This window comes from Chryseobacterium viscerum (assembly GCF_025949665.1).
GTDB lineage: Bacteria > Bacteroidota > Bacteroidia > Flavobacteriales > Weeksellaceae > Chryseobacterium > Chryseobacterium viscerum_A.
In genome coordinates, this window is record NZ_JAPDFT010000001.1 from 1,760,465 (window position 1) to 1,781,139 (window position 20,675).

The 20,675-nt window shown below is 37.4% G+C and carries 17 protein-coding genes; 6 read left to right on the forward strand and 11 right to left on the reverse strand.

The features are described from left to right. Positions 1-19: 19 nt before the first annotated feature. Positions 20-874, reverse strand: coding sequence for an AraC family transcriptional regulator (locus OL225_RS08020; RefSeq protein WP_264517883.1), 855 nt, complete (start codon positions 872-874; stop codon positions 20-22). Between the two features lie 91 nt (positions 875-965). Between OL225_RS08020 and OL225_RS08025 the strand changes: the two genes are divergently transcribed. The 6 genes from OL225_RS08025 (at position 966) to OL225_RS08050 (ending at position 6,362) form a co-directional block, all read left to right on the forward strand. Continuing rightward, positions 966-1,943: a polysaccharide deacetylase family protein gene (locus tag OL225_RS08025; RefSeq protein WP_264517884.1), complete on the forward strand. Its 978-nt coding sequence runs from the start codon at positions 966-968 to the stop codon at positions 1,941-1,943. A gap of 103 nt (positions 1,944-2,046) precedes the next feature. After that, entirely contained in the window at positions 2,047-2,436 is a 390-nt protein-coding gene (locus OL225_RS08030; RefSeq protein ID WP_264517885.1) for a MauE/DoxX family redox-associated membrane protein, read from the forward strand. A gap of 237 nt (positions 2,437-2,673) precedes the next feature. Beyond that, positions 2,674-3,609 (forward strand): NAD-dependent epimerase/dehydratase family protein, encoded by a 936-nt coding sequence (locus OL225_RS08035; protein ID WP_264517886.1) that lies wholly within the window; start codon positions 2,674-2,676, stop codon positions 3,607-3,609. Positions 3,610-3,702: 93 nt separating this feature from the next. Further along, positions 3,703-4,611, forward strand: a complete 909-nt coding sequence (locus tag OL225_RS08040) for a helix-turn-helix domain-containing protein (RefSeq protein ID WP_047374699.1) — start codon at positions 3,703-3,705, stop codon at positions 4,609-4,611. Positions 4,612-4,618: 7 nt separating this feature from the next. Next, complete coding sequence (locus tag OL225_RS08045; RefSeq protein ID WP_264517887.1) at positions 4,619-5,320, forward strand: type 1 glutamine amidotransferase domain-containing protein; 702 nt, start codon at positions 4,619-4,621, stop codon at positions 5,318-5,320. A 553-nt stretch (positions 5,321-5,873) separates the two neighbouring features. After that, entirely contained in the window at positions 5,874-6,362 is a 489-nt protein-coding gene (locus OL225_RS08050; protein WP_264517888.1) for a DoxX family protein, read from the forward strand. A gap of 551 nt (positions 6,363-6,913) precedes the next feature. Here the strand turns inward: OL225_RS08050 and OL225_RS08055 are convergent. The 10 genes from OL225_RS08055 to OL225_RS08100 all read right to left on the reverse strand — a co-directional run bounded on the left by OL225_RS08055 (position 6,914) and on the right by OL225_RS08100 (position 20,674). Next, positions 6,914-8,431 carry a TSUP family transporter gene (locus OL225_RS08055; protein ID WP_264517889.1) on the reverse strand — a complete coding sequence of 506 codons (1,518 nt, stop codon included), beginning with the start codon at positions 8,429-8,431 and terminating at the stop codon, positions 6,914-6,916. Positions 8,432-8,436: 5 nt separating this feature from the next. After that, positions 8,437-11,313, reverse strand: a complete 2,877-nt coding sequence (locus tag OL225_RS08060; protein WP_264517890.1) for a TonB-dependent receptor — start codon at positions 11,311-11,313, stop codon at positions 8,437-8,439. A gap of 323 nt (positions 11,314-11,636) precedes the next feature. Then, a complete protein-coding gene (locus OL225_RS08065) occupies positions 11,637-13,313 on the reverse strand; it encodes an NADPH-dependent assimilatory sulfite reductase hemoprotein subunit (RefSeq protein WP_264517891.1) in 1,677 nt (558 codons plus the stop codon). A 34-nt stretch (positions 13,314-13,347) separates the two neighbouring features. Further along, entirely contained in the window at positions 13,348-15,060 is a 1,713-nt protein-coding gene (locus tag OL225_RS08070; protein ID WP_264517892.1) for a sulfite reductase flavoprotein subunit alpha, read from the reverse strand. Continuing rightward, on the reverse strand, positions 15,050-15,895 hold the full coding sequence (gene cobA, locus OL225_RS08075) for a uroporphyrinogen-III C-methyltransferase (protein ID WP_264517893.1): 846 nt from the start codon (positions 15,893-15,895) through the stop codon (positions 15,050-15,052). Before cobA ends, OL225_RS08070 begins: the two co-directional genes overlap by 11 nt. Before the next feature lie 23 nt (positions 15,896-15,918). Continuing rightward, complete coding sequence (gene cysK, locus OL225_RS08080) at positions 15,919-16,830, reverse strand: cysteine synthase A (RefSeq protein WP_264517894.1); 912 nt, start codon at positions 16,828-16,830, stop codon at positions 15,919-15,921. Between the two features lie 29 nt (positions 16,831-16,859). After that, positions 16,860-17,690 carry a serine O-acetyltransferase EpsC gene (gene epsC, locus OL225_RS08085; protein ID WP_264517895.1) on the reverse strand — a complete coding sequence of 277 codons (831 nt, stop codon included), beginning with the start codon at positions 17,688-17,690 and terminating at the stop codon, positions 16,860-16,862. A gap of 4 nt (positions 17,691-17,694) precedes the next feature. Next, positions 17,695-18,933, reverse strand: coding sequence for a sulfate adenylyltransferase subunit 1 (locus OL225_RS08090; protein ID WP_264517896.1), 1,239 nt, complete (start codon positions 18,931-18,933; stop codon positions 17,695-17,697). A 106-nt stretch (positions 18,934-19,039) separates the two neighbouring features. Then, complete coding sequence (cysD, locus tag OL225_RS08095) at positions 19,040-19,948, reverse strand: sulfate adenylyltransferase subunit CysD (RefSeq protein ID WP_264517897.1); 909 nt, start codon at positions 19,946-19,948, stop codon at positions 19,040-19,042. Between the two features lie 12 nt (positions 19,949-19,960). After that, entirely contained in the window at positions 19,961-20,674 is a 714-nt protein-coding gene (locus OL225_RS08100; protein WP_047374722.1) for a phosphoadenylyl-sulfate reductase, read from the reverse strand. Between the last annotated feature and the right edge of the window lies 1 nt (position 20,675).

Below are 20,675 nucleotides of genomic sequence, written 5' to 3' on the forward strand. Positions count from 1 at the left end.
AAATATATAATCCGGAAGGTCAGTAAGATAAACTATTCTTTTTAAATTCAGAAGGAGACATTTCTTTATATGTTTTGAATATTTTATTGAAATGGCTGGCATCATTGAACCCCAGTTTATCGGCAATCTCACTGATATTATAATGGCTATGAAGCAAAAGTTTTTCTGCAGTTTTCATTTTATGCTGTATAACATGCTGTTGTATAGAAAAGCCAGTCTGTTTTTTGATATAAATGCTGATATAATTAGGGGACAGCATAAATTCTTTAGCCAGGTTTTCAATTTTCATTTTATCTGCATCTAAAGCATTAATGTTGATATAATACAACATCTTTTCAATTCTGCTTACATTTTGTGTGACCCAGTTTTTGGTAGTACTATTATGCATTGTATTTCGGATCAGAATAGTGATGATACTGGAAAAAAGATCGGTTGAGATTTCTTTGTTGTACGTATTTTTATGGTTGAACTCATAGAGAAGGATACGTGCAAGTTGCAGCAGATGTTCCCTGTCCGTTTTACTTTGAATCACCGATTCATAGACAAAAGAATGGTCTTCCATCAGAAGTTGGATCACTTTTTTAAGCTCATTATTTTTGTTGGACAAAAGGTTTTGCCAGATATATTGTTCCGTAAATTTTATATAGATGAAACGTGTTTTACTGGTAATGGAAAATTCATGCCCGTCACTTGGTCTCAGAAGGAAAACGTCCCCTTTTTTATAAGGAAAAGTAATATTATTGAGATGATGAAATCCTTTTCCATTCTCTATGATAATGAGTTCATAAAAGTTATGATTATGATACTCAACATCCCAGATTTCTTTTTCGATGCTGAAAACATTAAAAGAATTGAAGTTAACGATTCGTTTCATGAAAGAATGGATTTTTACAAATTTACCATTAATTATTACAATATATCATAATTCATTATTGACCAATTTTGCTCTATTAAATACATTCAAAATGAAATATATAAAACAATCAATACTGTTAGTTGCTTCAACAATCGTTCTGATGTCATTTTCTGATCATGATAAGGATAAAAGGGCAAAAAAAGATCAATCTGAAACAAAAATTCTAACAAAAAAACAATGGCCAAATGGAGCTCAATTGGTGATTTCCGTTTCTATGCAGTTTGAAACAGGCGGACAGCCTGAAGGCGCTGAAAGTCCTTTCAGTAGTACTCCACTTCCTAAAGGCAACCCGGATCTTCCGGCAGAAAGCTGGTATCGTTACGGAGGAAATGAAGGAATTTACAGAATGCTGGATCTATGGAAAAAATATGACATTAAAGTAACTTCCCATGTAGTGGGAACAGCAGCGGAAAAGTATCCGGAAGTGGCAAAAGCTATTGCAAACGGAGGTCATGAAATTGCAGCTCATGGTTTTACCTGGGATAATCAGTGGAATAAGAATTATGCTGACGAACTGAATTTTGTAAAGAAAGGTGTAGATGCTGTTGAAAAAATTACAGGCCAGAAAGCTGTTGGCTATAACTGTAACTGGCTCAGAAGAAGCCCGAATACCCTTAAAGTGTTACAGGATCTTGGTTTTCTGTATCATATTGATGATTTAAGCCATGATGAACCTTTTATTACCAAAGTAAAAGGGAAAAATTTTGTTGTTATTCCTTATACCCTTCGTAACAATGATATCGTCAATATTGAAGGAAAACACTGGAGCCCTGATCAGTTTTTAAACCAATTGAAATTTGAATTCGACCGTCTTTATGAAGAAGGAGCTTCCAAAAGAAGAATGATGAGCATCAGCTTTCACGACAGAATCGGTGGAACTCCTGCAATGATGCATGCTATGGAGGAATTTATTAAATATACTAAAGAAAAACAAGGGGTAGTCTTTATGAGAAAGGATGATATTGCCAAAATGGTTATAAATGATCCTGACACTCTTGTTGATAACAGTGAAGAAAAGTTTAACTAAGTAAAGAAGCGGGAAGCTGGAGGAAAGAAGGTATTGAAGTCTGCAAAGTACTTTTATGACCTGTATAATTTCCTTCTTCGGTCTTCCATCCAAAAATACCTTTATGAATAATACAAAAACAGCCTATTTTTTCCTTCGCGTGTCTATGGGAATTAACCTTTTAGGGCACGGATTGGTTCGTCTTGTAAAACTACAGGACTTTGCATCAGGAATGATGAAAGGTTTTGAAACAAGCTGGCTTCCACAGCCATTGGTACACCTGTTCGGGATTACACTCCCCTTTTTAGAATTGATGATCGGATTACTGCTGATGGTTGGTTTTAAAACCCGCATTGCCACTATAGCTGGCGCATCCCTGATTATCCTGCTGCTTTTTGGATGCAGTACGGTTGAAAATTGGGAAGCCATGGGAATTCAGATGATCTATGCAGGTTTGTTTTACATCCTGATCAGCAGAATAGAAGACAATTATCTGGCTTTAGACAGGAAATGATAAAAGAAAATTCTAAGAGCCGGGTAAGTAAAGAAAACGAAGAGAATACTATATTATTCAAACATTGTTAGCTTTTTTTTCCCGGCTTTTTTATGTCATCAGAGATTATGTTACAACTTCCATGGATTTAGCTACCTTGTTTTTATAATTATGCCCGAATTTTGCATCATAAATAATAGCGACTGAAAATATTCTATTTATTTTGAACGCAATACATAACCCTCAAAATTAGAAATGATGCAAACCATATTAGGAGCCAATGGACAGATTGGTGAAGAACTGGCAAGAGAACTGAAAAGAAATTATACTTCAGACATCCGCATTGTCAGCAGAAATGCTAAAAAAGTAAATGATACTGATACTATTTTTTCTGCAGATTTATCAGACAGAGAAAAAGCTATAGAAGCCGTGAAAGGAAGCGAGATTGCTTATTTCACACTTGGACTTCCTATGGATACAGATCTGTGGGAAAAGCAATTCCTGGTGATTTTGAAAAACGTCATTGAAGCCTGTAAAATCAATGGTACCAAACTGGTTTTTTTTGACAATACCTATATGTACCCTCAAAATAATGAGGTCTTAACGGAACAAACCCCATTCTCTCCTGTAGGAAGAAAAGGAATGGTGAGAAAACGGATGACGGAAATGCTTTTAAAAGAAATGGAAGCAGGAACAATAGAGGCTGTCATCTGCAGAGCTCCTGAATTTTATGGACCGGGAAAAACTCAAAGTATTACCAATAGTCTTATTTTCAATGCAATTAAAGAAGATAAAAAACTAAAAGTTCCTTTGAGAGACAGTAAGCTGCGAAGCCTGATCTGGACTCCTGATGCAAGCCGTGCAACAGCTTTAATAGGAAATACACCTGATGCCTATAAACAGACATGGCATTTACCGGTAGATGATCATAAACTGAATTATGAAGAGTTCATTGCTTTGGTTTCTCAGATTTATGGTAAAGAATTTAAGTATTCTGTAATTCCGAAACTGGCTTTTAAAATAGGATCTTTATTCAACAAAAATGCAAAAGAATTACTGGAACTGCTTCCAAGATATGGGTATGATAACCTTTTTGATGATTCAAAATTCAGAAAAAGATTTCCGGAATTTCAGGTAACCACTTACAGACAGGGAATTGAGCAGATAAAAAAAGAACAGCAGACGGCAAAATAATCACGTTAAAAATAGGTAACTTAGAAAAACGAACACCACAACCGAAGGACAAAACATTCCCCTCCTATGGAAGGGCGGTAAAAAAGAAATAAAATGAAAGCTCCTGAAAAAGTAACCTCCATTACAGCACTACACAAATATCTGAAGTTGAAAAGACCTTCCAACCCTTTGATCAGTGTGTTTGATTTTAATGAAGTGAATGTAGATCCGGAAACTATTCTGAGTGCGGTGACTACAGATTTTTATGTGATTTCTATTAAAAAAGATTGTGCAGGAAGATGCAAATACGGACAGCACTATTATGATTTTGAGGATGGAATCATGTATTTTATTGCTCCTCATCAGGTTCTGCAGTTTGAAGATATTCTGCTTTCTGAGGTTAGGGGAAGTGTATTGGTTATTCACCCCGATTTCCTGCAGGGATATCCGTTGGCTTCTGTTATAAAAGAGTATGGATACTTCTCTTATTCTGCCAATGAAGCGTTGTATCTCTCCGAAAAAGAAGAAAAATCTATAACGGATATTCTGGACAATATCAATAGGGAGATTGAAGCCAATATGGATGGTTTTACTCAGGATTTATTGGTATCCAACATTGATTTGCTGTTAAAATACTGTGACAGATTCTACAACCGTCAGTTTTTAACCCGAAAAAAAGTGAATCATGATCTTTTGACTCAGCTTGAAACGTTACTCGATGATTATTTTAAAAATGAAAAACTGTTGATCAATGGGATTCCCACCGTGCAGTTCGTAGCAGCACAAATGAATATAAGCCCTAATTATCTGAGTGACATGCTGAGAGTCCATACAGGACAAACAACGCAGCAGCATATTCAGAACAGAATGATTGAAAAGGCAAAAGAGCTGCTTTCTACCACCACAATGTCCGTTTCTGAAATTGCCTATAATTTAGGATTTGAACATCCCCAGTCTTTTCACCGCTTATTTAAAAACCAGACGGCTGTTTCTCCATTGGAGTTCAGAAAGTCTTTTAATTAATGATATCATGATGAAAACTATCTTATTAATTGTAACAAACATAGAACAATATGCCAGTGGTCATCTTAAAACCGGATTATGGCTGAGCGAGCTTACCCATATTTACCACGCGGCAAAGGAGAAAGGATGGAAGATTACCATAGCTTCTCCTAAAGGTGGAAATACTCCTATTGACCCGGAAAGTCTGAAACCTCTGGTGCTTGACGGTATTTCAAAAAGTTATTATGAAAATCCGGTATTTATGAATGAATTGGCTCAGACAAAAAGCCTTGATATGGTAAAAAATGATTCCTTCGACTGTATTTATCTTGCGGGAGGACATGCTACCATGTATGATTTTCCTGATAATACTACTTTACAGGAGATTCTCAGAGATCAGTATGAAAGCAATAAAATGGTTGCTGCGATTTGTCATGGGGTCGGAGGATTACTGAACGTAAGACTTTCGGATGGAGAATATATGATTAAAGGTAAAGCTGTTACCGGATTTGACTGGTTTGAAGAAACATTGGCAAGAAGAAAAAATGAAGTTCCTTTTAATCTTGAAGAAGCTCTTAAACAGCGGAATGTACATTACAGAAAAGCATTTATTCCTATGACTTCCAATGTTGTAGTTGATGGCAGTTTGATTACCGGACAAAATCCATTTAGCTCTAAAGAAATGGCTAAAGTAGTAGTTTCTGAACTTGAAAAACAGGCATTCATGTAGAAGGCAGCTATGAATATTTTACTATATTTGTTTTAATTCTATGGTATTTATGGGGGAAAGAAATGGATTATGGCGGTATATACAGGTATTTAATGTATTTTTAATGCTAGTCCATTTGGTGATCCTAAAAACTGAAAATTCCCAATTTTCTTCTATCAAAATCAAACAAAATTACAGTCAGGAAGAGACATCTCATAAAAAATGTAATAAAATTAATCTCGAAGAAAACAACAGAACTCCAATAAAGTGCAACAGTAATTATTGTTCCGGCTTTTCTCTGTTTTTTACCGCTTCTTTTCATTCTTTTGCATTTGAAAAATTTATGGATCAGGAAATCCATAACCGCTATTTTTTGTATGATGATCCACCCTATTATTCATTTTTTAATTCTATCTGGATTCCTCCCAAAATAAAAATGTAGATTTCAGATACCCGTAAAGAACACGATCTGAAATTAACAAACAGAATCCTATTATTTAATCAACATCACATGACCAGCTATTGTTCATGGTTTTGTCATGTTGATGTAATCAATCAATGAATTAAAAAAATAATGAAAACAATACTATCAAACCTCGAAAAAAATACAGTCAGCATCTATGTAATTTGTAGAATATTAATTGGATTATTCTTTTTTATAGCAGGTTTCAATAAACTTTTCCATCCTATTTTTCAGGGGTATATGTTCAATACCATCAGTACTATAGGATTTCCATTTCCTCAGTTTACCGCCAATTTTACCGCTTTTTGTGAATGTATATTCGGTTTATTTTTAATGCTGGGCTTTTGGACAAGAATAAGCTCTGCATTTTTAATCATCATTATACTTGTTGCCTTATTTACGCATGATCTGAGTTCCATTCCAAAGGAACTTATTCCTATAAAATCTGAAACCGGAGTATATGAAATGGATCCTTTTACATGGCTGAGTTATTTCCTTTATTTACCTCAGGTACTGTATCTTTTGTTCCTGCTCCTCTTCTTGTTTCAGGGTTGCACAGGATTTGGAATTGATATTTTAAAAAAAACAGATCTTAAATAATTAATTAGTTTAAGCAGCTCTTTTTTAAGAGCTGCTTTTTTGTTGGATAATCGCAAAGGCGAAAGGTGTTTTAAAATATATAATTAGGTGCAGGAAATCAGAGATTTTTAGTAAGAGATGTGTTATAAATTTTCTCGCAGATAAAACAGATTACGCAGATTTATATAAATATCTGCGTAATCTGCAAAATCAGCGTGAGATAAAAAAAACTATGCTCTATTCTACTTTATAGGAGATAAAACCCTTGCGCCTTTGCATACCTTAAACATACAAAAGCATACTGTTTAAAAAAGTACTTAAAATAGAAAAACGCAAAGTTTTAATGGTTTCAGATTTTTACTAAAAATGAGTAATGATAGTGTCAACAGACCATATCATTTATTTTCCCCCTTTGATTTCTCAAATTAAAGTAAAACATTAAAATCTTTGCGTTAGATATAAGTATGCTTAGAAAAAATTAATGTAATTGATTCAAGCTTTGCTCCCTTAAAATATTAAGAATTAACACATCAAATCTTTGCGTTTAAAACCATACTTTTTACAACCGTCTTTTATGACAAAAGGGATTTTGCTATTGTAATAAGACTCATAAGGATTACTACTATTCCAACCACAACAAACATTTTCTTCGTTGGAAGTTTTGAGGTCAACATTGCTGAAAATGGAGCCGTAAAAACGCCACCCAGCAAAAGTCCCAAAACAATATTCCAGTGATGAATTCCAATCGTGAAAATGAATGTAATGGCACTTGTTATCGTCAATAAAAACTTGGCCACGGTAGAACTTCCTACTACATAACGGGGAATTCTTCCCTCCTTAATCAGTGTTCCGGTCACCAATGGCCCCCAACCGCCTCCTGCAAAGGAATCAATAAAACCGCCTACCAGTCCCAATACTCTGAGATTTGTTTTTCGTTTGGTTTTAGCTTGCCCTGATTTTTTATCTTTGAACGCATTTCTTAAGATATTGATCCCAAGGTATAATGTGTAGCAGGCAATAATAGGTTTTATAATATGAGCATAATGTTCGCCATAATGAGACAGCGTTAAAGCACCTATGATAGAACCTACAATAGCCAGCGGGAATAATACCCATACCATTTTTTTATTGACATTTCCCAGTTTATAATGACTGAAACTTCCGGCAGCAGTAGTAAAAGACTCCGCAGAATGGATGCTTGCACTCACAACAGGTGGCGGAACATTTAGCAGTAAAAGTATAGTGGTACATATCACTCCATACCCCATTCCCATAGATCCGGCAACAATTTCTGCCATGAAACCGGCAAACAGCATCCAGTAAAAAATATGACCATCCTTATTCAGAAAATACTGAATATCACCGGAAAGATTGAACTGGTACACCACAAGCCCAAATAACCCGAAAAGAAGCAAAACTCCAATAATTGCAAGGTAAATATTAGCTTTTCTCTGAGCGGTTTTGGTAATATTGATGAGCTTTTCAATTTCCATGTCCGGTTTTGCAGCAACTTTTCCGTCAGACAGATATTCTGTAGTAATTTTGTTGAGTTCTTTAACCTTATAATTGAAATCTCCGGTGAGCTGATTGCGAATATTCTGCATATTATCCAATACATGATCCATTTCATCTGGAATAACTTCTGTAAAAGTTTCCCTTAATCTTTTAGCAATGGTCGGGGACTTTCCGTTGGTGGAAATGGCAATTTTGAGACTTCCTTTTTTAACAATGGAACCTAAATAAAAATCACACAAATCCGGCTTGTCTGCAATATTGACCAGCACATTTTTTTTCTGGGCTTTTTCTCTGATTTCCCCTGCTAATTCAATATCATTTACCGCAATGATGGCAAGATCAGTATCATTAAAATCAAGATCATTGTAGGTTCTTTCGTGCAGAGTTATATTGGAAAACTGATTTTGTAAAGTTTTTACCTCAGGGATAATTTCCTGCGCTACCAGTCTGATGGAAGTTTCCGGTGAATTACCCAGTACAGATTCCAGTTTTTCAAGAGCTACCTTGCCGCCGCCGATGACCAGCAGTGACAGGTTTTCAAGTTTTAAAAATATGGGATATAATGAATTGCTCATCCTGATTACAATTTTAAGTCATAAGTAAAAGCGAGATAATACAGTCCTCCAATTTCAGGACCTGCTGCGTATTGAAAATAACGGCGGTTCAGTAAATTGGTGGCTCCAATTTTAATATTCGCACGAATTTCAGGAAGTTTCCATGTAGCCTGAGCATCAATCGTGTAATAGGCTGGAATTGCTCCTGATGCTAAAGGACTTTCCCACATAAAGCCACTCTGCCATCTTGCCACAAGGGTAAACCCTATATTTTTAACAATTTCTCTGTTTCCTACACTTACATTTACCATCCATTTCGGGGTATTGAAAGCGGTAATAAACAGGTCTGAAGAATTGTTGGAAGCAAGATCATTATATGAAACATTGGTATTGACATTATAATTTCCTGTAATATTATAACGAATCCCTAAAGACGTTCCATAGCTTTTATAGGTGTTGTTACTGTTGGTATATACCCTGTATCGGTCCTGTTTGCTTCGATCCAGCATTGCAAGAACAGCAGTATTGCTTCCTACCTGACTGTTTTTTGGAACCGCTACTTCTACCTGCCCAAGAAATCCTTCATAAATGTTGTAATAGAAATCCCAGTCCAGTACCAGTTTATTATTGAAAAAAGTAGACTTATACCCTACTTCAAATGAATTGATCTTTTCCGGCTGTAATTTCTGCAGATTGGCTACAGTTAAAAGCTGTTTGTTATCCTGAGCTGCCTGAGCCTGGGTTTTTCCGGCGTCTACATCTGCATTTACTGCTGAAGTGAATCTATCAATGGAAGCTAATGTGTAGGAATTCTCCAGATAGCCTAATCCATCATTCACTTTTGAAAGACCTCCAACTCTTCTTACATTTCCGTTATTGACAAAAGAAAGGGCTTCAAACAAGGATGGAAAACGATATCCGTTCTGAAAAGAAGCTCTGAAATTATGCTCTTTAACCGGAGAATAAACTATACTGATTCTCGGATTTAATTTGGCTTCAAATTCCGGGTTTCTGTCGATCCGTAAAGCAGCGTTGATTTTTAATTTATCATCAAAGAAAAGCTTGGTAATCTGTGCAAAAGCTCCATATTTCTGATAAATAACATCTTTCCCAAAGGTGCCGTTGGCTAAAGGAATGTTTCTTTCATTCACCGGACGGTCGAAATCAACAAAATTGTTTCCATCCGGAGTAATGCTGTACAAACGGTAATCTACACCAGCAAGAAGGTTAAAGATCTTCACAAACCTGCTGAAATCGTAGGTAAGTTCGCCCTGATAGAAACGAGATTTCTGTTCAAGCTTGGCTCCTCCTGTTGCCGGAGCTCCTGCTACGCCTCCATTGGCCGAATCCCAGTTGTTGATTCCGACAATGGTATTTTTCAACTGTTCGAAGGCTGCAGTTCCCGGTACGACTCTGTTTTTATCTGCCTGTTGGCGAGCAAGAATAAAAGCGTCATTAAGGTTGGCTCCTGCATTCAGATTATTCTGAAGAGCTGTTTGGAATATATTTTTCCAGTTGGTATTGGAAAGATTGGTGAGATCAAGATTATCTGCCAAAGGTTTCAGATTATAAGAGTCTCCTGTATTTTCTATCGAGACATAAGCCCTGAAAGTAAGTTCCTTTCCTGTCAGTTCTATTTTATGGTTCTGAACAGTAGCATTCTGCAAACGGATTTTATTTCCTCTCTGGAAAGTTCCGTCCAGTAAACCATATCGGTATACGTAAGATGTTCTCCACTGATCCCCGAAACGGTAATACAATCCCGCATCAAGTTTGATGTTTTTTACATCCGGACTTACAAGATCTTTCTCCAGATATCCTGTTCTTGAAACATTGAATGTAGTTGGTTTCCCATTATAGTCTACTTTTACAGCTACACGGTTGTTTCTTTCGTCTCCATATTTATTCCAAAGGTCTTCTGCCGGATTATTGGGCAGAGCAAAATTAGGATTGGCTGTAACCAAAGATCCTGGATTCTGATCAGTCAAATTGTTGGAGATCCAGTCTGTTCCGCTGAAATAGGATGCATTAACTTTTACCGCAAAGTTTTTATTGATGACTTTTGCAAAGCGGATAGCACTTTCTCCCAGAGAACTTATTTTATGATTGACATTGTCTACATGATTCACCCCACCACGGAAATAAAGGCTTATTCCTTCAGAAGTAAACGGATCTTTGGTCTGTAAACTTGCCAATCCGTTGATGGCATTCATCCCGTACAATGCTGAAGCGGCTCCGGGAGTGACCTCCATAGACTGGATGTCGAGTTCTGTAGGACCTATTGCATTTCCCAATGGTACTCCCAACGTTGCCGACTGTACATCTACTCCGTCTACCAGCTGCATGAATCGGAAATTATTAGGCGAATTGAAACCTCTCGAATTAGGAATTTTCAACGTAAGACTTGATGTTAAAAGCTGTAACCCCTTTACATTTTCCAATGTTTCATAGAATGAGGCTGCAGGACTTTCCCTGATGGTTTTAATATCAATTTTTTCAATAGCAATCGGAGATCTTAATATCTTTTCCGGAACTCTGGAAGCTGAGATTACCACATCATCGATGATTGTATTTTGAGGGTTCAGCCCTATCGTTATTTTGTTGGAAGGCGAAAGTATTTCAACGGTTTGACCTGTGAAACCATCTTTCTGAATGACCACCCGGAATGGAATGGTAACTCTTGTTCTGAGCTTAAAGTTACCCAGCTTATCAGTTATTGCAATGTCCTGTGTATTTTCGATCTGTATTTTTACAGAGTCAAGACTTTTGCGTGTATCTGTATTTTTGATGTTTCCGCTAAGCTCTATAAGCTGCTGCTGTGCTTCTGCCAGGTTAAAAAATAGAAATGTGAATGCGATAATACCTGCTTTTGGCAGAAAATTTCCCTGCTTTTTGTTTTTCATTTTTTCTTCATTTTTTTAGGTTGAGAATGAAGCTGTCTGAATTTTTTACTTCTATGATGAAAGTCTTCTATATTGGTTAATATTACAATTGAAGGGCTTAGAATTCCCCTCTTTTGGAAGGGTGGCGAAAATTCAAAGAATTTTTGACGGGGTGGTTTAAGCCATTAATATTATTGCCGACTTCCATAATAATTCAAAAACTTCAAACAGCTTTGATTGTATTGTTATTTAAGAATCAACAACACATACACATTCGTCTGCCTAAAAGAAGAGATTGATTTTTTTTGTTTTTTTTCAGATCATAATGAAAATTAGCCATATAATTAATTTAAGGTGTGTAAATAACGGTATGAAAAATCGCCAAATGTTTCTTCTGTAAGTCTTTTCTGTACATATATTCCGAAAAGTTCATCCAGAGTGGTAAGAATTTCTTCCTCACCAATATTTTCTTTAAATTTTGTATTCAGTCGCATTCCTAAACGGTCCCCTCCAATGTGGAGATTATATTTCCCATAAGCTGTTCCCACAAATCCGATTTCAGCATTAGGAGACCTTCCACAGCCGTTAGGACAACCGGTCATACGGATGGTAATGTCATCTTCCAGCAGACCATATTTTTCAAGAATAGGTTCTATTTTGGTAACCAAGGATGGCAGATAACGCTGAGCTTCCGCTAAAGCTAGAGAACAAGTGTTTAAGGCCACGCAGGCAACAGAGTTTTTACGTAAGGCGCTTGCTCCATTGGTATATTCTGAAATTCCGTGATCTTTTAAAATATGTTCAATTTCTGGTTTATCTTTTTCCTCAATATCAGCAAGAATAAGATTCTGGTTACAGGTAAAACGGAAATTAGCTTTTCCAGTTTGTGCGATTTTTAATAATCCTGATTTTAAAGGATATTCCTCTGTGTTAAGAATTCTTCCGTGCTCTACAAATACGGTGTAAAACCATTTTCCTTCGTGATTCTGGATCCAGCCATAACGGTCTTTTCGCTGTTCAAACTTAAATTCTCTGGCAGGTTCAAAACTGAAACCTGTTCTTTTTTCTACTTCAGCTCTGTACTGATCGATACCCAATTTATCAATCGTATATTTTAATCTTGATAATTTTCGATCGCTTCTGTTTCCGAAGTCTCTTTGAACCGTGATGATTTCATAGACAGCCTTCAATACTTTTTCTTCCGTATCTACAAATCCAAGTACAGAGGCAAGACGGGCATAAGTAGCTTCATTTCCGTGGGTTGCTCCCAGTCCTCCTCCGGCAGCAATATTATAACCAGCAATTTTATCATTTTCGATAATTGCGATTAGGGCAATATCGTTGATGAATACATCTACATCATTATTAGGAGGGACTGCGATTCCTATTTTCAGTTTTCTCGGAAGATATCTGTCCTGATATAAAGGATCTTCCTCTGTTTTACGGTCTACCAGAAGTTCATCATCAATCCAGATGTCATAATAAGATTTAGTTTTTGGAAGGCACATTTCACTGATTTTTCCCGCCAGTTCGTAAGCTTCCTGTTGCAAAGGTGATTCCGAAGGATTAGCTGTACAGGTTACATTTCTGTTGACATCCCCACAGGCTGCAATAGAATCCAGATGCTGAAGATTGAAGCTCTGAATGGTAGGTCTTAAATGAGATTTTAAAATACCATGAAGCTGAATCGTTTGTCTTGTCGTTACTTTAATGGTTCCTGTGGAATGATCTTCTGCTGTTTCATTCAACCCTACCCATTGTTCCGGAGTTAAAAAGCCACCGGGAAGCCTTAATCTGATCATATAAGAATACAGCCATTCCAGTTTTTTGGAGACACGCTCTTCCCTTCGGTCTCTGTCGTCCTGTTGGTACATTCCATGAAATTTGATCAGAGTCTGGTCATCTTCCCTTATGGCTCCGGTAAATTGATCAGCAAGGCTCTCTTTTAAAGATCCTCTGAGCCCATTACTACTGGTTTTAATCCTTTCTACGGGTGAAAGGTTTTCTTTATCATTGTTCATAATTGTTTCCTTTAATTTTTACGAGTACTTCTTTTTAATACACATCTTTCGCATATCTGCCGCTCATCTCCATATCTTCCAGATAAAGTACAGCGTCTTCTTTGCTGCGCTTTCCTTCCGTCTGGATAATCGTGAGAAGCGTTTGTTCTACATCGTAGGCCATTGGTTCTTTGGCTCCGCATACATATACAGAGGCTCCACCTTCCAGCCAGTAAAATACTTCCTGTGCTTTTTGTTCTAACCTGTGCTGAACATATACTTTCTCGGCTGTATCTCTTGAAAAAGCAAGGTCTAAATGCGTTAAGCTACCTGTTTTAAGAAAGTCCTGAAGTTCTGCCTGATAAAGAAAATCTGATACAAAGTTTCTGTCTCCGAAAAACAGCCAGTTTCTTCCTTCTGCTCCGGTTGCATCACGTTCCCAAAGGAATGATCTGAAAGGAGCTATCCCTGTTCCGGGACCAATCATAATGATATCTTTATCAGCGTCCGGAAGTTTGAAATGTCCTGCATCCTGAATATAAAATTCCACCTCTTCTCCTTCTTTGAATTCGCTTAGAAAACCACTGCATAATCCGTTGTGTTTCTGATGGTCAATAAAGAATTCTGATCTTGCGACGGTAATATGAATTTCCGTATCACCATGAGCTTCCACAGAGGAAGAAATTGAATAAAGACGTGGTGCCTGGGCAGTTAATATCTGGATGATTTCTTCAAATTCATCTGCATTTTTCACAGGATAAATCCTAAGCAGATCAAGAAGACTTAATCTGACTTCCGGAATGGAATGTCCCGTTATTTTTGCATATTGTGCAACCACAGATTTAAGCAGATAACTGATGTTAAGATGTTTGTACAAGAGTTCTTTTACGGTATCCGTAATTTTTGTTGTTTCGATCTGTTTCTGAGGATCAATTCCTGTCAGAGTAATAATTTCATGGACTACTTCTTTCGAGTTGAATGGAATCACTCCCAAAGCTGCACCAGGTTGATAGGCAAGTACTTCTTCTGTTTCAATTTCAATGTGATACGTTTCTTTTTCAGACGTAATATCATTCAGATTAATGATGGCTGAAACTTTTCCCTGAAATTTCTTTCTTCCGGTAGAAACCTTTGGAACTGAAACATTTTTTGTACTCTGACCAGTATTTTTTTGAACGGTTTCAAATACATGCTCTATCCAATGAGAAGCTTCCTGCTCATAGTCAATATCACATTTCTTTAACGGAATGATGCGCTGAGCTCCCAATATTTCAAAACGTGAATCTACATCTTCTCCGGTTTGGCAGAACAGAGGATAACTGCTGTCTCCCAACGCCAGTACTCCGAATTTTAGTCCGCTAAGATTTATTTCATTTTCATAAATATAATCGTAGAATTTTTTGGCTAGAGCTGGTGGTTCACCTTCTCCCTGAGTGCTGATCACTACAAAAAAGAATTCTTCTTTAGCCAAATCTTTTGGCTTGTATTGGGAAAGATCAGCCAGTTTTACCTGAAGCCCTTTTTTCTTAACGATACCTGCCAGCGTGGTAGCGAGCTTTTTACTGTTTCCGGTCTCCGTTCCATAAGCCAACGTTATTTTCTTTACGGTATTCTGTACAATAGTATTCGTTTCTTGTGGTGTCAGAACGGCTGTAAGTGAAGATCCTCCGGCAATACCGGCAAGATATCCGCTGGCCCAGATGGCTTCGTCTCTGGAGAGGTCTCCGGATATTTGTTTTAATACGTTTAATTTAGTTTCAGACAGCATATTCAAAGAAATTTTGAGTTGTAGGGATTAGACTTCCGTTTTCCACTGATTTGAAATAAAGACCTTCCTGCTCTGCATTTTCAAGCCATGAAAACTCTTCATGGAGATTCACAATTTTACCCACAACAACCAAAGAAGGTGAAGCAAAGTTCTTATCTCCGAATTTTTCATTAAAATCATCAAATGATGATGTGTACACCTTTTGAAAAGGAGTCGTAGCCTGTTCAATGACTGCAATTTTTTTATCACCTGAAATCTGAAGTGCTTTCAATTTTTCCACTAGAGGGGTAAGATTTCCTTTAGACATATAGAAAACAAGGGTGTCATTGGTTAAAGCAAGCTCTTTCCAGTATTCTTCACTTACGATCTCTGATTTATAATACGTCAGAAAACGAACGGATGTGGAATATCCTCTTGCTGTTAAAGGCATCCCTGCAAATGCTGCTGCTCCTAAAGCTGCTGTAATTCCCGGAATAATCTCGTAAGGAATATTATTCTGTTTTAAAGCCTGCAATTCATCCAGAATGTTGGAAAATATGGAAACGTCACCTCCTTTCAGTCTTACAATGGTTTTGTTCTGAAGGGCATATTCTACCATCAAAGTATTGATATGAGACTGAGGGGTGGATGCATTTTTGCTGCATTCTTTTCCTACATAGATGATTTCTGTATTTTCATTGACGTAGGTTTCAAGAATTTCCGGACTTACAAGGCGGTCACATAAGATGACATCTGCTTTTGCAATAGCTTTTACTGCTTTTACAGTAATCAGTTCAGGGTTGCCGGGTCCTGCACCGATAAGGAAAACCTTTGGTGATTTTATATTTGTTTTCATTGAAGTAGGTGTTAATTAAGGATTTAGAAGAGCCCTTCTACGGACAGATATCTTTCTCCGGTATCGTAATTGATGGTAAGGATTTTAGCGTTAGGTTGTATTTCCGGTAAATGTTTGGCGATGGCTGCTAAAGCGGCTCCAGTGGAAACTCCAACAAAAAGACCTTCTTTTTTAGCGGCATTAAGGGCATACTCATAAGCCTCTTCCTTTCCTACTGTAATTACTCCGTCCAAAAGGGTAATATCCAGAATGGAAGGAACAAATCCTGCTCCTAATCCCTGTAATGGATGTGGCGCCGGGCTTCCTCCGCTTAATACAGGGGATAATTCCGGTTCTACAGCAATTACTTTTACGTTAGGATATTTTTCTTTTACCGTTTTTGCGATTCCGGTGATGTGTCCTCCGGTTCCTACTCCTGTAATGATGTAATCCAGACCGTCCGGAAAATCTTTTAAAATTTCCTGAGCGGTGGTTTCTACATGTACTTTTACATTGGCAGGGTTGTCAAACTGTCTTGGAATCCATGAGTTGGGCGTTTCTTCAGCAAGCTCATTCGCTTTTTCAATGGCACCCTTCATTCCTTTTTCTCTTGGAGTCAATACGAATTCTGCTCCGTAAGCTTCCATGATTTTGCGGCGTTCTATACTCATGCTTTCCGGCATGACAAGAATGAGTTTGTATCCTTTTACAGCAGCTACCAAAGCAAGTCCTATTCCTGTATTTCCGCTTGTAGGTTCTATAATAACGCTGTCTTTATTTAATAATCCTTTGGCTTCTGCATCTTCAATCATGGCCAAGCCAATTCTGTCTTTAATGCTTCCACCAGGATTGCTTTTTTCAAGTTTGATCCAGATTTCATGATCTGAATTGAAGAGTTTATTAATTTTTACGACGGGTGTATTTCCAATCGTTTCTAATGCATTCTGAAATTTCATATCAATGTACTTTTTATTTTTGTTTTTTCTTAAATCACAAAGGTTAATGATTCCGGTAATGAGCTATTATCCTTTATTTTTATTTCACTTTTATGGTAGACCAGAGAGTTGGCGGGGACATCCTGTGTTACCCAGACATTTCCTCCTATGACACTTTCTCTGCCTATAGTAGTTTCACCTCCCAGAATTGTAGCTCCCGAATAGATAATCACATCATCTTCAATGTTGGGATGTCTTTTCTGATGGGCTTTTTCTTTGGAAACATTCAACGCTCCGAGGGTTACTCCCTGATAGATTTTGACATTGTTCCCGATAACGGTAGTTTCTCCAATTACGATTCCTGTTCCGTGGTCAATGAAAAAAGACTTTCCAATAGTGGCTCCCGGATGAATATCAATTCCGGTTTTACTGTGGGCATATTCAGAAATGACACGGGGCAAAATTTTTACTTTCTGAGTCCAAAGCTGATGCGAAATACGATAGACATACGTGGCAAAAAAGCCGGGATATGCCAGGTATACTTCTTCCAGAGAATCGGCGGCAGGATCAAATTCCAAAATAGATGTTGCATCCAGAACCAGCTGATGATATAATTCAGGTAAAGTCTCAAAAAACTGTCTGACCTGTTTTTCAGTAAGATTTTTATCTCCTGTTACCGTATTGATCTGATCAGAAAGTGTTTCCTGGAGTGCTTCAAAATTTATTTTCAGCTGATCTTCAGTATTATCATCCTGAGGAAGGAAAAGTGTTTCGTACAAATCCTTCACCCATTTTTTGGTCTTTATTTTATCAAAGAATCCATGAATATTATTTTGTTTGGTCTGATGAATTCTTTGTGTTAATTGATCGGAAATTGCCATTTTTCTATTGAATTATACAGGCTGCTACCGTTGAATTGGACGTTTCATCTACCAGAATAGCCGAGCCCGTTGTTTTATTATTGGTAAAGCTGTCATACACCAAAGGCTGTGCTGTACGGAGTGTAACTTTTACAATTTCGTTCAGTTTAATTTCGCCATCAGTCTGTTCCCTGATCAGGGTGTTGACATTGATTTTGTAATCTACCTCTTTTACAACTGCTTTTACAAGTCTGCTATTTTGCTGCAGAAGGTATTTATTCCCTGGCTGCAACGGTTTCTGATCCAGCCAGCATAAAAGAATTTCAAGGTCTTTTTCAACTGTCGGAACATGCTCTTCCGTGGCAAAAATATCTCCCCGGCTGATATCTACATCGTGAGCAAGGTGGATCACAGCTGGCTGGCCTTCAAAGGCTTTTTCTTTTTCAATGCCATTGATCTCAATTTTGGTGATTTCAGTGGTCAGATCTGCCGGAAGAATATGAATTTTGTCTCCTTTTGTGAATTTTCCGCTTAATATTTGTCCGGCATATCCCCTGTAATCATGCAGTTCCTCAGTTTGGGGGCGGATTACATACTGAACCTGAAAACGACTTCCATTATTTGTTTCTTCATTTAACGTTACTTCTTCAAGATATTCCAGAAGTGAATTTCCTTCGTACCATTCTGTTCTGGACGATTTTGAAACAATATTATCTCCTTTCAATGCTGAGATTGGGAAATAACTTACGTCATTCAATCCCAGATTTTCTGCAATTTTTGCATATTCTGATTTTATATTTTCAAAAACTTCTTCGGAATAATCTACCATATCCATTTTGTTGATGGCTACAGCTACTTTCTTTAACTGTAACAAAGAGGCGATGATAGAATGTCTTCTGGTCTGTTCAATCACTCCTTTTCGTGCATCGATCAGGATGACCATCAGGTCAGAGTTGGACGCTCCGGTGATCATATTGCGGGTATACTGCACGTGACCCGGAGCATCAGCAATGATAAATTTTCTTTTTGCGGTTGAAAAATAGCGGTAGGCAACATCAATGGTGATTCCCTGCTCTCTTTCTGCGCGCAGACCATCCGTTAAAAGGGCAAGGTCTACTCCGTCTTCATTTTTGTTTTTAGAATGTTTTTCAAGGACTTCCAACTGATCCTGTAAAATACTTTTGCTATCGTAAAGCAGTCTGCCGATAAGGGTACTTTTACCGTCATCTACGCTTCCTGCTGTTATAAATCTTAATATATCCATCCGATTTTAATTATAAGTAATGAGTAATGGGCAATGAGTAATATTTTGCTGTTTAAGAAGTAAAGGTGTTTATCCTATTACTTATTACTCATCGCTGATTGCTTATTTAGAAATAGCCTCCTTTTTTTCGGTCTTCCATTGCGGCTTCTGTTACCCTGTCATCAATTCTGGTTTCGCCACGTTCTGAAATTCTGGTTGCTACAATTTCTTCGATTACCGCATCTATTGTAACAGCATTAGATTCCACAGCTGCAGTGCATGTCATGTCTCCTACGGTACGGTAACGGATTTTTTTTGTGGTGATAATATCTTCAGGTTCCAAGAAAACGTGCGATGAATTGGCAAGCCATTGTCCATTAAAATCGATTACTTCTCTTTCATGCGAGAAATAGATGGAAGGGAGTGCGATTTTTTCTCTTCGGATATAGTTCCAGATGTCAAGTTCTGTCCAGTTGCTGATAGGGAAAACTCTTACATTCTCTCCTTTATGGATTTTTCCGTTGAAAATATTCCAAAGCTCCGGACGCTGAAGTTTAGGATCCCATTGTCCGAATTCATCACGTACTGAGAAGATTCTTTCTTTGGCGCGGGCTTTTTCTTCATCTCTTCTGGCTCCTCCAATACAGGCATCAAATTCAAATTCTTCAATAGTATCAAGAAGAGTGTAGGTTTGCAGCCAGTTTCTGCTTGGGAATTTACCTTTAGCCTCAGTCAGTTTTTTACTTTTAATAGTGTCTTCCACTTTTCTGACTGCAAGATTAACATCCAATTGTTTTACCAGCTGATCACGAAAATCCAACACTTCCGGAAAATTGTGTCCGGTATCTACATGAACAAATGTAAACGGAATTTTCCCATAGAAGAATGCTTTTCTTGCCAGATGAGCCAGTACAATACTGTCTTTTCCTCCGCTGAATAATAAGGCCGGACGTTCAAACTGACCTGCCACTTCTCTTAATATGTAAATAGATTCGGCTTCTAACTGATCTAAATAGTTTAACTGATGTATTGACATTTTTTTCTTTTTTTATTGATGAATATGCAGACCACACTCTTTTTTATTGGCATCTTCCCACCACCATCGGCCCGCTCTGAAATCTTCTCCTTCTTTGATTGCTCTGGTACAGGGCTCGCATCCTATGCTTACAAATCCTTTTTTGTGAAGATGATTGTATGGTAAATGATGATCTTTTACATAATTTGTCACTTGTTCTGAAGTCCAGTGAAGAATAGGATGAAATTTTATGATTTTGTTATCCGGATCCCACTCCAGCTGTGGCATATTCTGTCTGTTGGCAGAATGTTCAGATCTAAGTCCTGTGATCCATACTTTATAGCCTTCCAGTGCTTTTTTTAAAGGATGAACCTTTCGTATAGTACAGCATGCTTTCCTCTTTTCTATAGATTGGTAAAATGAGTCCGGACCATTTTCTGTTACAAATTCTCTGAGTTCTTCCGTATCCGGATAATAAGCTTTGATATTTTTCTTGAAGAAAGCCTTTGTAGATGCCCAGGTTTCGTAGGTCTGTTCAAAAAGTCTTCCCGTATCCAGGGTGAATATTTCAATATTTAAATCTTTTATCAGATGAGTGATGACCTGATCTTCATAGCTGAAACTGGTTGAAAAGATTACTTTACCTGGGAATCTTTCAGTCAGTAATTGCAGCCCATTAGTTTGAAAAGAAGCTTCAGAAGCCTCTTTTGCAATATTTTCGAATTCATTTTTCAGACTGTATTCCATT